The organism is Leptolyngbya sp. CALU 1928, assembly GCF_056784215.1.
The window spans coordinates 1-15,218 of sequence record NZ_JBXBCE010000007.1 but is presented as its reverse complement, the minus strand read 5'-3'; the positions used below and the strand labels follow the sequence as shown (position 1 = coordinate 15,218).

Here is a 15,218-nt window from a genome sequence, read left to right as displayed (position 1 = left end):
CACCGTGGAGCGCAAAACTCTACAACGACTGCTCAAACAATTTCAGCGCCAGCACTATCGCATCTCAGGCAAAGCCGAAAAGTTTGTCAACGACCTGAACGCTGAAATTGAACTGGGCTGGACGGGCGCTGGACAAACCAATCGGTTGCTCGGTCGCATCGCCATGCGTGCTTACATTTTTCACCACATCCTCTGTGGGGGTAAACCCTTAACAGGACAAACATTGATTGATGCAATAGTCACCACGGCTCAATCCTTACCCGGCTACGAAGAGTGGTGTCAGCATCAGCATGAAATTGAACAACGAGCCGAAGAATGGGCAAGATGCATTGAAGGCAGCCGCTACTTTCACTATGGAGATGGGAATGGCAAATATAAATCGAAAGCAGAAGCCAGTCAGCCAGAACAACTCAGTTGGAATCAACAGCAATCCCAAGCGGCACGAGCACGGATTCGACAGGCGATTGCAGATCTCCTCAACCACAACACCTTACCCAGTGGTGCCACTGCCCGATGGCAAGCACTCATTCAATATGGCATTGGCGGTGCCTCCCTTTATAGTCACCGAGACTTATGGCATCCCAACTATCAGTTGCTTCTAGCAACTGAACCTGTGGAACCCCCCCCACACCCCCCAACTTCAAATACGGATGCCCAGTTAGATTGCGTTAGGGACGCATCTAACTGGCACAATCCTACAAGCTTATTATTAGAGAATGGCGGTAATGACTTATCAGAAAAGGATTTGAGCGATCGTCTTGGGCAAGCGTTATTCTCAGTAGGCGGTAATGCTCAGGTAGATCGAACTTCTAGACGTTCTCAACAAGGGGAAGGGAGTCAAATGGACGTGATCCCACGATTCAACTCCCCTTATTTAACCTGCAAACTGGGTTGGATGTGGGTCAAGCGGCGGATCAAATCCGCCTTGAAGCAATGCAGGCAGCTCCGATTGCTCGGATGCAGCGATATTTGGAATCGGGTGATCCAATTTTGATGGCGGAGGCGATCGCGTGGGCTGAAATTAATCCAGAGATATTGCAGGTGGAGCGCCTGAATCTCCCGTTATTCGAGGCTTTGGAGTTGGATGACTCGGCGCGGGATCTTATCTGGGGTGCTGGCGGCTATATCGGTGCAGATTCAGCGATTGGGATGGACGCGAGAGCAGGTGGGCGATCACTTGGAGCAATTGTTGGGTAAGCGTAGTCAGGCACAATTGGATGATATGGAGTTGGCGCTGTGGAATCTGTGGCTGGAGGGGCTATCTAATTCCAGAAGGCATGAACCAGAGAGTCAAATCGGCGGCTATCCTAAAGAAAACTGATGTAGATTTTAGACTCCCGGCGGGGCTATGTATGTCTCCTCTTCGCAAAATTATTCACATCGACATGGATGCGTTTTTCGCATCTGTGGAACAGCGGGATAATCCCCTGTATCGGGGCAAGCCCATTGTGGTAGGCGGTAGACCCGAACAACGCGGAGTGGTGGCTGCTGCCAGCTATGAAGCGCGTCAGTATGGGATTCACTCTGCGATGCCGTCTCGAATTGCCAAGCAGCGCTGCCCTCACCTCATTTTTATCCAGCCGCGATTCGAGGTTTACAAGGAGGTCTCGCAGCAGATTCGAGAGATTTTTCATCGATACACTGATTTGGTTGAGCCGCTTTCGCTGGATGAAGCCTATTTGGATGTGACGAGCAACAAGCTTGACAGTCCTTCAGCCACTGAGATCGCTCGGGCAATTAAGCAAGATATTCACCAAGATACGCACCTGACTGCCTCTGCTGGAGTTTCTATGAACAAGTTTCTGGCAAAGATTGCGTCTGGACTGAATAAACCGGATGGTCTTACCTTGATTTCACCCGATCAGGCAGAGGCGTTTGTGGAGTCGTTGCCGATTGAAAAGTTTCACGGTCTGGGCGGCAACGGCTGCCAAGATGAATGCTTTAGACATCCATTCAGGGGCAGACTTGAAAAAGCAGTGGTCAGAAGCTGCTCTCATCGAACGGTTCGGTAAAGCAGGACGCTTTTATTACAGGGTTGCAAGAGCAGAGGATGATCGCCCGGTGAATCCTAATCGCATTCGTAAATTGATTGGCAGTGAGCAATCGTTTGCAGCAGATTTGAGCGATTTGGAATCCATGTTCAGCAAGTTAGAATCGCTTTCCAGGCAGGTCAAGGAGCGGATGGATCGGTATCAGCGCTATGGCTATACGCTCACATTGAAGGTGAAGTACGCTGATTATGAGCAAATTACTCGCAGTCGAACGATCTCGGATCTATTGAAGGATGCGGATGGTATCTATCACCTGGGAAAGGAGTTACTGCTGCTCCATCTTGATCCCCAGCGAAAGGTGCGATTATTGGAATTACGGTTTCTAACCTACTGGAGCCATCTCAGTCTTTAAGCCATGTGCAGTTGTGTCTTGAGTTTGCCTCTTACTCGCGGTACTGACTCCAGCCACTGCCTTTGTATTTGGCATCGAACACCGTCGGGTGCAGGATTTCCGTCAGGATTCTCAGTGAGTCCACCAGCCGATGTAACTCGTACGGTTGAAGTAGGCATTGCCATCGGTCATACCAAATTAAATTGGAGTAGCTACAGATCAGATGAACTGAGGGATGTAGCGATGAGGTCTACCGATGGCTGGAGTGAGTACGATCTCAATCAGGGAAAGTCTTGAGGAGTTAGGTGAGCGTTTACGACAGGTTGAACAGCCGATCCTCAAAGAGCGATTGCAAGTGTTGTACTGGCTTAAACAAGCGCAAGCACCGAGTATCAGCCAGATTGCGGTGGCAATTGGCAGACATCGAGGCACGGTGCAAAAGTGGTTAGCGTTATACCGAGCGCAAGGACTCGAAGCATTGCTAGTCGTTAACGAATCCCCGGAGGCGGCAGCAATCGTGTCATTCCGATGCGGGCAGAGGTTGCGTTAGCCAAGCGATTGCAAGAACCGAGCAATGGATTTGACAGCTATGGGGCAGTGCAGCAGTGGCTGTTGGAGCTTTGAAGGGTAGAAGCCGAGTATCATACGGTCTACCAGATGACCCGCCATCGTCTTAAAGCCAAGCTCAAAGTTGCCCGTCCTCAACACATTAAGCAGAACTCAGAGCAGCGAGAAGCTTTTAAGCAAACCTTGCTATCAAATGTCAAGCATCTTGCCAGGAAATGACAACTACTTGACGGGTGCATAGGATCGCAAGAACTTCATCGAGCACTACAAATAAGAAAGATAAAAACCAACATTCGACTAAAGCTGCATCAAGTTAGCAATGCAGAGACCCGTAGAAAGAAACAATCGCTGTAGGGTGATAACCAGGATCGAATGACAGTCAGGATCAAAGTGACAATTGGGATCGAAATGACAACTAGGATCAGGAGACGGGCTGAGGCCGGAGTGCTGCGGTTGCAGCTTTTGCCGACTTTGCGGTTGCCGATTGTTTGCGGTAACTGTCGGCTTGAATGTCCACAATCAAAGCATGATGCACTAAACGGTCAACCGCTGCGACGGTCATCATCGAGTCACTAAAAATCGCGATCCCATTGGCTAAAGGGCTGATTGGCAGTAATCAGCAGACTCCTGCGCTCGTAACGATGAGCGATTAACTCAAACAGCACACTCGTTTCGGCTTCTGACTTTTTGACATAGCCCAAGTCATCGAGTATCAGTAGATCAAAGCGGTCAAGCTTTTTGAGCGCACTCTGCAATTGCAACTGCAACTTTGCCTGCTGTAACTGCTGCACCAGGGCAATGGCAGAGTAGAACTTGACCCGTTTACCCCACTCGACCATGCGTCGGGCAACCGCTGCTGCTAGATGAGTTTTGCCGACACCACTGGCACCGAAGAGCAACACGTTTTCCGCCCGTTCCAGCCAGGTTGCATCGTCTGCCAGTTGCATTAAGGGTGCAGCATTGAGTTTGGGGCAATGAGCAAAGTCAAAATTGGCAAGGGTTTTGGCGTTGGGCAATTGGGCTGAGTGCTACGCACACGCTACGCACACGCTACGCGAACACTCAATGCCCGTTGAAGTCTGGCACTCCAACGCCGTTGTGCCTCTAATTCGCACAGAGCTAGCAAGAACTGCGCGTAAGACCAGCCCTCCTGCATCGCTTTGGCTTCGAGGGGTTTCCCAATGGGTCAGCATGTGGGAGAGGTGTAACCGTTTGAGGTGCAGGCTCAAGCTCTGGTAAGGGCTGGTCTGGTGCGGGGAAGAGTTGGTCATAGGAGGAAAGATCCCGTTGGGTGGAGCAAGCGCTGGCACCTGCATCGGGGGGAGTAAGCCAAAGTGCTGTTGGAGACTAGCAAGGGTCAGGGTCTTTTGCGCCAATTGAGTGTGGAGATAGTCTGCAACCTGCGATTGCAGGTTTTGGGTCGCCGCAATGTATAAGCTTTCAACTATCAAAAGTGCCGCCGGGTTCAGCTCAAATTGTGCTTTTATCTGGTGCCACAATCCTTGCCATTGCTCATCGGGGGAGTAATCTGCTGCCAGGTGCAATACAAGAAGGCGCGGGGTTTGCGCCGCAGTCCTTCAACGACATGGCGGTAGTTGATACAGCGGGCACGACGTTTGCCCTTGCCATCGGGTCGGAGGCGGGGTAGCTCAACCGCCTGCTGTTGGTGCAGATACCCCACAATCCGGTCGTGATACAGATGCAGTTCCAGTTGCCGTCCAATCAAGCGGGCAGGCACCGTGTACAACACGCAGCGCACATCATTGTGCAGACAACTCACCTTTGCCGTCAGGACTTCATAGTCTGCGACGCGTCCTTTGGGGAGTGGTTGCAAATAAGGTTTCTCCGCTGTAATCTTCTCGCTGTGCTGGGCATTGAGTCCATCCACCGCTTGATTGATCAACCCTTGATATTCGGCAATGCTGCTGAACTCACAACTGCCACGCAGCAGCAGGGCTTGCTTAATCCGGTTTTTCAAGTGTCCGTGTGGAGACTCATAGAGCTTCGCTCCGCCGAAGGCGTACGAACCGTTTTCGTGGGCAATGCTGGTGTTGTTGCGGGTCGGTTGCATCCGGTGGTGATGGCAGAGGTCGTCATATAATCGGGTTAAGGGCTTGTTGCGAACGCCGCCCAAGTTCCGGTACGGCGCACTTAACTATCAGTCCGATGCTGTTTCGGCGTACCCCCACAAGCAAACAGGGCATTTTGCAACCCTTCGGACAGGGCAATAAAGCTCTCGCCACCCTGGATGATTTGGGCGTACTGCCAGCCGCTGTACCCTAAGCGATAGTGATAGATCAAGTGTTCAAACACTTTTCCGTTCAGGGTGATCTCGACTCCTTTTAACTCGGTGAAGTCAGAAAAACCCATCATTCCGGGTTCATGCCGTAACTCGAACATCACCTCTGGCGCGGGTCCGTACAACGCTTTCCAGGTTGCCACTCGCCGTTGGAGCGTCCGCAAGACTTGCCCATATTTGCCAGGGTACTTCGCTTGCAAGTACTCATACAACGTCATCGGCTTGAGTGCGGGCGCTCCTCTGAGCATCGGTTCCAGTTCGCTCTCCCACACTTCGAGGAATGGGTCAGCACAGGTTCGCCATCCCCGCGCTTTGCCCCGATTCGGCTGGTAAGAGGTCGCCCCCTTCAATTCGTTGTCCGCTGCGTTCTGAAAAGCCAGCCACAGCAGCAGACTCGGCTTGGGTTAAGCCGAACTCTCGTGATTTCATGTACACTCTGACTTGATTTATTTCAATTCGTTTTCCAGGCATGGAGAGGCTCCCGCATGGGTGATAACTCCCAGTGTCTTTTTCATTGCTTGATTTGACGCATCAATTTGACTAACAATTGGCAGTTTGAAATGCTCGTTCTCACCCGCCAAGTACCTGTCATTTACCCGCCATGCTTATTGTCGTCTGATAACGGCTATTACGAAAAGGCGATTGGCATTTACACCCATGTCTCTGATCAATACTCAGTCTTCAGTACCAAGGTGATTTCCTGCACTCCGCGTGAAGCTTTATATGTCCTGGATGGGCTGCTGGAAAACAACACGATTCTCAGAATCCGCGAGCATACGACGGACACCCATGGCTACACCGAAATCATCTTTGCGCTGTGTCACTTATTGGGCTTCTATTTCATGCCACGTATCCGGGATTTGAAAGACCAGCAGCTTTATAAAGTCGATAGAAACCATGATTATGGGGTCTTCACGCCCTTATGGACGAAAACAGCTGACCTCAACCTGATTGAGGAACAGTGGGAGGAGATGATTCGGGTAGCCATTTCCCTCAAGCAACGCACAGCACCGGCGAATGTGATTGCTCAGAGGCTCACCAATAGTTTCCCGGCTGACCGTCTGTCTAAGAGAGTGTTTGTAAATAAACATTGCGAAAGTATTTACGAAATCTAGTTAAAAAGCGTACTAAGAAGCCAGAGTTGAGTGAGGTTGAGAGATGGGAGCACTTAAAACCTACAGCAGTGATTTAACCGATGCCGAGTGGCACAGAATTGAGCCTTTATTACCCACAGAAAAACCCGTAGGACGCTTGCGGGAAGTGGATTTACGGCAGGTGTTAGATGCCATTTTCTACCGGGTTGAAAATGGAGTGAGTGGCGCAACCTACCGGCTGATTTTCCAGCTTGGCAAACGGTGTATGGCTACTTTCGCTTGTGGGTGCGTTTGGGGATATGGGAATCGATTAATCAGGCTTTAGTCAAACAGGTACGATGCTCAGTCGGACGAGCAGAAGCACCCCGTTTGGGCATCATTGATAGCCAGTCAGTCAGATTGGGAGAAGGGGAGCACATTGGTGTAGATGGCTTCAAAAAGATCAAAGGTCGAAAGCGAACGATTGTTGTTGATGTCTTAGGACTGGTGCTCAAGTGTCATGTGGGAGCGGCGAATCAAGTGGATGTGAAAGCGGCTCCATGGGTATTATTTAGGGCAATAGACACGTATGGGCGATTGGCTAAGGTTCTAGCAGACCAGGGCTATCGAGGAGACCTAGAAGTTGATTTAGCCCAGGTCTATGAGGTTGACTTTGAGATTGTGGAGCATCAGGGAAAAGGATTCTCAGTCCAACCAAAGCGCTGGATTGTGGAACGAACTTGGGCGTGGTTAGAAAATTGTCGAGGATTAACCCGCGACTACGAACGATTGCCAGAGAACCATGAGGGGTTGGTGTATGTTGCCATGATTCGGTTGATGCTGCGACGACTAGACAATGACTAGACAATAATCGCAGAAGGTGGAAGAAAGAAACTCCTTAACACTCTTTTACAAACATCCTCTAAGGCGTTTACCCATCTCGGTCGTATCCTCAAGACTCAATATATCTTGCGTTATCTCACCGATGCCAGTCTGCGGCAGACGGTGCAACGCCAACTCAACAAAGGGGAATACCGACACAAGCTGCCACGTCGGGTTTTCTTTGCTGATCAGGGTGAGTTCACGACGGGGGATTACGAGGAAATTATGAATAAAGCCAGCTGCTTGAGTCTGGTTTCCAATGCGATCCTCTACTGGAACACCATCAAGGTCAATGAAATCGTCGAAAGCATGAGAGCACAAGGGGAACTGATTGAGGATGAAACTCTATCTCACATCTCTCTGCTCCCCTTCAGGCATGTCGTGCCTAATGGAACGTATTTCATTGATGATCTATAGCTGTACATCCTACAGTCCAAGGCTTTCGGTAATACTCGAATTCAAAACCGTAACTTTCTGTTCAAATGCGCACGCGGGTTCTAGACCTTACATTAATCTCTATCCAGCCTATTTCTCTCGCAGCCGTTTATCCAGCAGCGTGTAGCGTTGGCGATCCTTAACCTGCCTGACTGCAAGAGCGATCGCTTTCTGCGGACCCACCACAATTGCCAGCTTTTTGGCACGGGTTAACCCGGTATAAATCAGATTCCGCGACAGCATCAGATAGTGCTGCATGTAGATGGGCAGAATGACCACCGGATACTCGCTCCCCTGGCTCTTGTGGATTGTCACTGCCCACGCCAGCGTGATTTCGTTCAGATCCGCATAGTCGTAGCTCACGGATCGCTCTCCAAATTGCACCACGACCTCTTGTTCTTCCACATCCACCGCTGCAATTATGCCCAGGTCGCCATTGAACACTTCCCGGTTGTAGTCATTGACCTTTTGAATGACGCAATCGCCCACCCTCAGCATCATCCCTGCCCGCACAATCTCAGATTTGTTAGAGCTAGGTGGATTGACGAGCTGTTGCAAAACCATATTGAGATTGCGAGTGCCCACCTCTCCCCGTGTCATGGGACAAAGCACCTGCACATCGCTGGCTGGGTCAAAGCCCTGTTGGGGAATCAAGTCGCCCATTAGCTCTCGAATAGCCTGGACTCCGTGTTCTGGCTCTGATGCACCCAGCCACAGACAATCTGACTGAGGCGCATTCGACACTGGCTCCAACTGCGGGAACTGTCCTCCATTGATGCGATGAGCATTGCGAATAATGTGGCTAGCCTGCGCCTGTCGGAACACCTGAGTTAACCGCACCACCGGAACCTGTTCAGAGGTAATCAAATCCTGCAATACCGACCCCGGTCCCACACTAGGCAATTGATCCGTGTCCCCCACCAGTAACAGTTGGGCATTGGGGGAGACGGCTTTCATCAGCGAGTTTGCCAGAAATAGATCCAACATGGAGGCTTCATCCACCACGATCGCCTCAGCCGGGATGGGATTGTCTACATCGCGCTTAAACTTCATCGTTTTGGGGTCAAACTCCAGCAGGCGATGCACCGTTTTTGCCTCCTGCCCGGTCATCTCGCTCAGCCGCTGGGCTGCCCGTCCCGTGGGCGATGCGAGGGCAATCGACTTCCCCATTGCTTTCCACAGCGCCACGATCGTCCGGGTGGTAAATGTCTTGCCACACCCTGGACCTCCTGTGAGGATCAACACTCGCTGACTCGCTGCCATCTCGACCGCATGGCGCTGCTGCTCCGAAAGTGGCGTTCCCGTTTTTTCGATAAACCGCGCAATCCACTGTTGGACACGAGTTGCATCAACCTGAAGCGGCTGTCTCAAAATCTGTTGTAACCGTTCGGCTAGCTTATATTCGGCTGCAAAAAAAGGTGGCGCATAGTAACCAAATTGCTCCAGTCCAGTGATCGGCGTTTCGGTTTTGACCAACTCCCGCTCTTGCACCATCAAGTGAATCAAAAACTCTACAGAGTCAGGATTGGGATGGTGATCCTCAATGTCCAATCGCTTCACTACCTGCCCAATTAACTCATCGTGGGGCAAGAAGCAGTGCCCATCTTCAGAGGCTTCCCCCAGCACATGCAGAATGCCAGCGCGGTAGCGAAACTGGGAACTGGGAGCAATGCCAAGATTCCGAGCGATCGCGTCAGCGGTGACAAACCCAATGCCATAGACATCCGTTGCCAGTTGATAGGGATTGTGGGTGACAGTGGCGATCGACTCATCCCCATACTGCTTGTAGATCTTGACCGCATAGGTGGTGGAAACGCCGTGACTTTGCAAAAACAGCATCACGTCCTTGATTGCCTTTTGCGTCACCCAGGCGGTTTGAATCAGCTTCACCCGCTTGTGGGCGATACCGGGAACTTCTACCAGACGCTCAATCTGGTTCTCAATGATGTCCAGCGTTTCCAGCCCAAAGTGAGCAACGATGCGTTTCGCCGTGACGTATCCCACGCCTTTAATCAAGCCGCTGCCCAGGTACTTCTCAATTCCGGTGATGGTGGCGGGTTTAGTTTCCCGGTACTGCGTCACCTGAAACTGGGCACCGAACTTGGGATGATCTTTCCAGATACCTTGCAGTTGCAGGGTTTGTCCTGCCTGAATGTTGGCAAAGCTGCCTGTAATGGTAATGAGTTCGCTGGTGCGGGGAGCTTTCAGACGAGCGACGGTGTAGCCAGATTCTTCGGAGTGGTAGGTGAGCCGTTCGACCACGCCTTGCAGGGACTCCACGGGAGGAGCCTGATGGGTTCCTGGTTGTTGGCGTTGCTCATTCAACTCGCGTTCTCTGATTACTCAGGACAAACGTATTATAAGATAGCCGCTTGGGGCGATCGCGATTATTGGGCATACATCACTTGCGTGGTAGTGAGGATTTCCTAGCGACGAATCTAGTTGTAGCTCCTTTAAATCGCGCGTTTGCTGAGAGAGATTACGGTCTCTGACAACGCAAGTGCTATCTCATTACAGGAGTTACTTCAACTGAAGACAGCAGATTCCTCGGCAACTACACCTCAGAAGTATCTCTATTTTCAATATCTATGCCGTATAAGTGCTTCGCCATCGTAGCATTCAACTTACTTTTCTGAGCTAATTCAATGATAGCTTGCTTCAAGGCTTGAGAACATTTCTCATCTACTTTTTTTAGTCCTTGTTTGATTAAGTAGGATTTATCAGGATGCCTCTCTAAAAGCCATTCTTTATAGTCTTTTACAGTACGCTCATTCAAATAATTAGCTTCTACTTCAGACCAAGATTTATTTTGAAGAGCCTTGCTTAGCACCTGAGTAATACTCATTGTCTCCCCAATGCTCTTGATTTTCTCTTCAAGCTCAGACATCAAGTCAGGAAACTCTTGAAATAGAGATTGTAAATAGTTTAATGACTGAGGAGTATCTGAACTATCAACTTGATGTTTGAGCCAAGCTCTCTTATAACTAGACATGTCTAAATCAACAGCTTGTGTAATATTCTCAAGTTCTCTCAGCTCATGGTAATCTAGAAAAAGGCAGTAATTGTCAAGAAACTCTGTCACTTTTTTGCACAGTTCCGTTTCGGAAGAGTCAAAGGATTCAGAGTAGGAAACATATACTTCACGTAGTCTTTCTCTAATTTTATTTTGTTGCTCTCTGTCATTAAGTTGTTTACCTGCTTCATAAATTTTTTTGTAATCACATATTGATGTCTCGACCAGATGAACGATCTCATCACTTACTGTAGATCCAGAATAGCCAAGATTCATTGCTGCAAAATAGAGATTTCTATCCTTATCCTTTTCGCTACCGAGTAACTGCTGGTAGTCATCTAGAGATAGTAGTCTATCCAAATCGATAGAAAATTTCTTATCAAACTTTGCCAGTGAAATAAAAATGGCTTCTTCGATTATTTGCTGTCGAATAATTGGTAAAAAATCTTTAATATAAGGTCTAAGTTTTTCTAAAACCCATCGTATTTTTTTAAGAACACGAATATTGTTTGTCTGAATATACTCCTTTCTTAAATAACTAAAGATAATCTCTTCATCGGGATCATCTTTGTCAAACTCTAGATGAAAATTTTCCTCTACACTGGGGTCTAGCTTAACTTCAATATCAATAACCTTCTCTCGATATTCATTTAAAGTCTTTTTTGCTTCTTCATCAAATTTATCTTCACAGTATATAAGTATAATCTTACACTTATATTCTTCGGCAAGACTTTCAACGAAACCTAATAGTTCATCTAGCCGCAGTTTTTTTGAGCTTCTTTCAAGGTCATCTATACAAATTAATTTCTCTTTAAGCGCATTGTTGATGATTACATTGCTGATCAATGAAATTGAAGAAGAAGTGACTATTCCTCCTAATGGAATGCCTTTTGTTGCTTTTTCTATACTCTCTGATATTTCTTTTATATGCTTTAAACCTTTTCTAGGCTTCTGATTACCCCAAAATCTGTTTTTTTCTTCCTTATTGACTGGTTGAAAGTTACTCCATAGTTGAATTTTCAATTCATCAATAGATGAAATGCCAAAGACAGAGGCATAGTAATATTCCTTATTTTTATTAGATAAGAGTGTTTTTGCAAAATGCGTCTTCCCGACTCCCCAATCTCCCTTCAGGGCAAAAACTTTAGCCTTATTGTTTAGGTCTAAGAACGCTTGAAGCGCTTCTTCTACTCCTCTACGCTCTAAACCAGCCTTGGATGTACTTTTATGATTAGTCATAGTGTTTATGGGAAGTATTGTAAAGACATACACTAAAGTTAGCGTAGAGAGAAATTGAGTCGAGGTTGCCGAGTTTGGTCTACGACTAGAAGAGAGCAATGGCGCAAGACAAACGTTAGAGCGCTCGTAGAGGAAATAGAAGGTGAGATCGCCCTTCTTACTTCACCAAACTTTCGATCTTCAACGTGCCAAATTTGGGCGACCAAAAGCCCTCCCGTCCCTCAAAAAACGCCACCTCCTTACACTTCCCGCGCCGATTCTCTAGCAGCGAACAGCGCAACATCACCTTCTCCTTCCCCTCCTTCGTGTAGCGATACCGTTCCAGCAATGCGCCACAAACCGGACAGGGAACATCCGTAAACGCTTCTGGGTCAGGAGTGCGCTGAGCATAGGGCACCTCATACCGTTTTCCCTGGGGATTCCAGAACATGACGGCTCCACAGCCCGCCGCTCCACACTTGAGAAAATGATCCGCCTTCAGCTTCTTGGATTTAGAGGGAACTTTGCTCATCGCCTCCCCGCACTTGGAACAGGCAGTTTTTGTCACTGTTGCCTGTGGCTTTGACTGGGTTGAGCTTGACGTTCGCGCAGCGGCAGGTTTATCGCATCGCGCAACCGTAGAGTTCCCGCTTTGAATCGTATTTGATTTCAGGAGTTGACCCGCCTTCTCCAACGCAGGTGCAAAATAGGTGCGGTGCCAATCGGTTAGATACCCCTGCCAATCCTGCTTTCCCTGAGCGATCGCGTCCAACGCCAACTCCATTTTTGCCGTAAACTCTGGCTGAATTAATTCTGGTAGTAGTTTTTCCAAGGCTCCATCCAATTCCATTCCCAACGATGTGGGTTGCAGCTTACCTTTCTCTACCTGCACATACTCCCGCTCCTTCAGCGTCTTGATGGTGGGCGCATAGGTACTGGGTCGCCCAATCCCCTTACGTTCCATCAACTGCACCAGCTTTGGTTCCGTATAGCGCGGTGGGGGTTGGGTTTGCTTCTTTTCTGAGTCTGCCTGCTTCAGCGTCAACGGCTGTCCCTGCTGTAAGGCGGGCAATTGGCTATCGGCACTCAAGTTATTCCAGTAGCGGGTATAGCCCGGAAACTCCACCACCTGTCCGGTTGCTTCCCACTGCACCGTACCCGATTTTGTTATCACTCGTGTCTTTCGCAACCGCACCGGGCAACACTGAGAAGCCACAGCTCGATTCCAGATCAACTCATACAGCTTTGTCTCATCTGCACTCGCTTGCAGTTGGGTAGGCAATTGATTGACATCCGTAGGACGAATTGCTTCGTGCGCTTCCTGTGCTCCTTTGACTGCCCGATGTCGCGTCGTTTTGTTGGGCACATTCGTTGAATCATGCTGCTCCAGGTATTGCCGCACGGCTACACAAAATGGCTCGGCTAACATCACTGAATCCGTTCGCATGTAGGTAATGTGACCCGCTTCATACAGTGCTTGCGCCACCTTCATCGTTTTGTCAGGACTAAAGCGCAGTTTCGCACCCGCTGCCTGTTGCAAGGATGACGTGATGAAGGGTGGCGGTGGCGATTGATGGGCAACTTTACCTTCGACAGTTACGACTTGATGCGGCGTAGAACGAGCGATCGCCACCAATCGATCTGCCTCTGCCTGACTGGTTACTTTATCGGATTCCTGGCTTTCCTTGCCCTCCGCTGCATCATCCGGTTGTTCGGTTACGGCTGCCGAGTTTGCTCCAGGATTGGCATTCCGTTTGGCACGATAAAGCGCCTTGAACCCTTCCCCATACTCCACCCAAACGCTCCAGTAGTCCTGGGGTTGGAACGCTTGAATTTCCTTTTCTCGCGTACAGAGCAGATGTAGCGTGGCACTTTGCACCCGCCCCATGGACTTCGCGCCAATGTTAAGCTGCCAGACCACATGCTTGCTGCCCTTATAGCCCACCAGCTTATCGAGGCAATCTCGTGCCCGTCCAGCGGCAATCAGGGATTGGTCCAACGATCGCGGGTGGGCGATCGCCGCTCTAACCGCTTGGGGCGTAATCTCGCTATAGACTACCCGACGCGGATTTTTGAGTCGCAATTCCTGTTGTAAATGCCAGCCAATCGTTTCCCCTTCGCGATCGGGGTCAGTGGCAATGTAGACCGTCTCCGCCTGCTTCACCGCCTGCCGTAGGTCTGATAGCACCTTCTTGCTTCTAGCATCTCTCGGCTCATAGCGACACTCAATGCGCTGATCAAGCAGATCAAAGCCCAGCGCATCCTCGCCATCATTAGCCAGTTCGCGCACATGCCCCATGCTGGCTTTGACAATCCAATCAGGACCGAGAATCTGACTCAACTTCTTGGATTTGCCCGGACTTTCAATCAACAGCAGGTTCGCCATGCAGCTAGTTTCCAATCAATTTCTTAATAGTACAGGCGATCTGAAAAAGAGGAAACTGTACTGAGTGTGTTGCTATCAAATTCGATCTGTAAGACCCATTATTCTGATTCTCCTTTAGACTACAAACGGGTGGCGTTTGAAGACAGGAATGATCGGATGCCTAAATCAGTGCCAAGGATTGTATCTCTACTGCCCAGTGCCACTGAAATTCTAGCGGCACTGGGACTGACTGAGTTTGTAGTCGGGCGGAGCCATGAGTGCGACTATCCACCAGAGATTCAAGCCCGTCCAATTTGTACCGCTGCTCGACTCAACATCGAAAAGCCGAGCGCCCAAATTGATGCCGACGTGCAAACACTACTCCAAGCGACCTTGAGCATTTATGAAATCAAGCTGGATGTGCTGGAACAACTTAAACCAACCCACATCGTCACGCAAGATCAGTGCGATGTTTGCGCCGTCAACTTCGCTCTGGTTGAGCAAGCCGTTGCCACCCTCAGCCATCCCCAGCCGCAGGTCATTTCTCTGCAACCGCACACGCTGATCGATGTATGGGCAGACATCCAGCGGGTTGCCAATCAGCTAGAAGTCGATGCCAATCTCGCGCTGACAGAATTAAAAGCCCGTGTTGAGGCATGTCAGCAGACAACACAAGCCATCTCAGCCGGAGATCGCCCCAAAGTCGCCGCGATCGAGTGGATTGACCCGCTGATGGGCAGTGGCAATTGGATACCTGAATTAGTGGAACTGGCAGGTGGACAGGATCTGTTCGGGAAAGTCGGGCAGCATTCCCCCTACCTCTCCTGGGAAACATTGCTTGAAGCTGACCCAGACCTGATCATCATCATGTCCTGCGGATTTGACCTCCCTCGTACCCATCAGGAGATGCAGCAGGCATTAGCAACCCATCCACAATGGCAGCAGCTACGGGCAGTCAACCAGCAGCAGCTTTATCTGACCGAC

General features: G+C 49.6%; 15 protein-coding genes and 2 pseudogenes. 11 read left to right on the top strand and 6 right to left on the bottom strand.

The features are described from left to right. The first annotated feature begins 4 nt into the window (after positions 1–4). The 6 genes from AC1S5B_RS21660 (at position 5) to AC1S5B_RS21635 (ending at position 3,168) form a co-directional block, all read left to right on the top strand. Positions 5–994: a hypothetical protein gene (locus tag AC1S5B_RS21660; RefSeq protein ID WP_482037768.1), complete on the top strand. Its 990-nt coding sequence runs from the start codon at positions 5–7 to the stop codon at positions 992–994. 90 nt (positions 995–1,084) lie between these two features. After that, the gene (locus tag AC1S5B_RS21655; RefSeq protein WP_482037767.1) at positions 1,085–1,321 is read left to right on the top strand and encodes a hypothetical protein; all 237 of its coding nucleotides are present in this window, start codon (positions 1,085–1,087) and stop codon (positions 1,319–1,321) included. A 31-nt stretch (positions 1,322–1,352) separates the two neighbouring features. Further along, the gene (gene dinB / locus AC1S5B_RS21650) at positions 1,353–2,012 is read left to right on the top strand and encodes a DNA polymerase IV (protein ID WP_482037766.1); all 660 of its coding nucleotides are present in this window, start codon (positions 1,353–1,355) and stop codon (positions 2,010–2,012) included. Next, complete coding sequence (locus AC1S5B_RS21645) at positions 1,966–2,403, top strand: DinB/UmuC family translesion DNA polymerase (protein ID WP_482037765.1); 438 nt, start codon at positions 1,966–1,968, stop codon at positions 2,401–2,403. Before dinB ends, AC1S5B_RS21645 begins: the two co-directional genes overlap by 47 nt. A 235-nt stretch (positions 2,404–2,638) precedes the next feature. Then, positions 2,639–2,932, top strand: a complete 294-nt coding sequence (locus AC1S5B_RS21640; RefSeq protein WP_482037764.1) for a helix-turn-helix domain-containing protein — start codon at positions 2,639–2,641, stop codon at positions 2,930–2,932. Between the two features lie 107 nt (positions 2,933–3,039). After that, positions 3,040–3,168 carry a hypothetical protein gene (locus tag AC1S5B_RS21635; protein WP_482037763.1) on the top strand — a complete coding sequence of 43 codons (129 nt, stop codon included), beginning with the start codon at positions 3,040–3,042 and terminating at the stop codon, positions 3,166–3,168. A 202-nt stretch (positions 3,169–3,370) separates the two neighbouring features. Here the strand turns inward: AC1S5B_RS21635 and AC1S5B_RS21630 are convergent, their stop codons facing one another. The 3 genes and pseudogenes from AC1S5B_RS21630 to istA form a co-directional block, all read right to left on the bottom strand. Beyond that, the gene (locus AC1S5B_RS21630) at positions 3,371–3,514 is read right to left on the bottom strand and encodes an ATP-binding protein (RefSeq protein WP_482037762.1); all 144 of its coding nucleotides are present in this window, start codon (positions 3,512–3,514) and stop codon (positions 3,371–3,373) included. A 7-nt stretch (positions 3,515–3,521) separates the two neighbouring features. Further along, positions 3,522–3,965 carry an ATP-binding protein gene (locus AC1S5B_RS21625; protein WP_482037761.1) on the bottom strand — a complete coding sequence of 148 codons (444 nt, stop codon included), beginning with the start codon at positions 3,963–3,965 and terminating at the stop codon, positions 3,522–3,524. Between the two features lie 12 nt (positions 3,966–3,977). Beyond that, a pseudogene (gene istA / locus AC1S5B_RS21620) lies at positions 3,978–5,719 on the bottom strand (IS21 family transposase). A gap of 65 nt (positions 5,720–5,784) precedes the next feature. Between istA and AC1S5B_RS21615 the strand changes: the two are divergent. The 4 genes and pseudogenes from AC1S5B_RS21615 (at position 5,785) to AC1S5B_RS21600 (ending at position 7,620) form a co-directional block, all read left to right on the top strand. Then, positions 5,785–6,363 (top strand): Tn3 family transposase, encoded by a 579-nt coding sequence (locus AC1S5B_RS21615; RefSeq protein WP_482037760.1) that lies wholly within the window; start codon positions 5,785–5,787, stop codon positions 6,361–6,363. A gap of 43 nt (positions 6,364–6,406) precedes the next feature. Next, a pseudogene (locus tag AC1S5B_RS21610) lies at positions 6,407–6,594 on the top strand (transposase); the annotation flags it as partial. Positions 6,595–6,603: 9 nt separating this feature from the next. Further along, entirely contained in the window at positions 6,604–7,185 is a 582-nt protein-coding gene (locus tag AC1S5B_RS21605; RefSeq protein WP_482037793.1) for an IS5 family transposase, read from the top strand. Between the two features lie 3 nt (positions 7,186–7,188). Then, positions 7,189–7,620, top strand: coding sequence for a Tn3 family transposase (locus AC1S5B_RS21600; protein ID WP_482037108.1), 432 nt, complete (start codon positions 7,189–7,191; stop codon positions 7,618–7,620). A gap of 108 nt (positions 7,621–7,728) precedes the next feature. On the opposite strand, the gene recD2 is transcribed toward AC1S5B_RS21600, so the two are convergent. The 3 genes from recD2 to topA form a co-directional block, all read right to left on the bottom strand. Beyond that, a complete protein-coding gene (recD2, locus tag AC1S5B_RS21595; RefSeq protein WP_482037102.1) occupies positions 7,729–9,963 on the bottom strand; it encodes an SF1B family DNA helicase RecD2 in 2,235 nt (744 codons plus the stop codon). A 229-nt stretch (positions 9,964–10,192) separates the two neighbouring features. After that, complete coding sequence (locus tag AC1S5B_RS21590; RefSeq protein ID WP_482037101.1) at positions 10,193–11,890, bottom strand: P-loop NTPase fold protein; 1,698 nt, start codon at positions 11,888–11,890, stop codon at positions 10,193–10,195. Positions 11,891–12,047: 157 nt separating this feature from the next. Then, positions 12,048–14,255 (bottom strand): type I DNA topoisomerase, encoded by a 2,208-nt coding sequence (topA, locus tag AC1S5B_RS21585; protein WP_482037100.1) that lies wholly within the window; start codon positions 14,253–14,255, stop codon positions 12,048–12,050. Between the two features lie 156 nt (positions 14,256–14,411). On the opposite strand from topA, the gene AC1S5B_RS21580 reads away from it, so the two are divergent. Further along, on the top strand, positions 14,412–15,218 hold an 807-nt coding region (locus AC1S5B_RS21580; protein WP_482037759.1), incomplete at its 3' end, for a cobalamin-binding protein.

Bases quoted from the DNA above. Each gene is read 5' to 3' on its own strand.
- topA (WP_482037100.1), bottom strand. From the start codon at position 14,255: ATGGCGAACCTGCTGTTGATTGAAAGTCCGGGCAAATCCAAGAAGTTG.
- dinB (WP_482037766.1), top strand. From the start codon at position 1,353: ATGTCTCCTCTTCGCAAAATTATTCACATCGACATGGATGCGTTTTTC.
- AC1S5B_RS21590 (WP_482037101.1), bottom strand. From the start codon at position 11,890: ATGACTAATCATAAAAGTACATCCAAGGCTGGTTTAGAGCGTAGAGGA.
- AC1S5B_RS21640 (WP_482037764.1), top strand. From the start codon at position 2,639: ATGGCTGGAGTGAGTACGATCTCAATCAGGGAAAGTCTTGAGGAGTTA.
- AC1S5B_RS21655 (WP_482037767.1), top strand. From the start codon at position 1,085: ATGACTCGGCGCGGGATCTTATCTGGGGTGCTGGCGGCTATATCGGTG.
- AC1S5B_RS21630 (WP_482037762.1), bottom strand. From the start codon at position 3,514: ATGATGACCGTCGCAGCGGTTGACCGTTTAGTGCATCATGCTTTGATT.
- AC1S5B_RS21635 (WP_482037763.1), top strand. From the start codon at position 3,040: ATGACCCGCCATCGTCTTAAAGCCAAGCTCAAAGTTGCCCGTCCTCAA.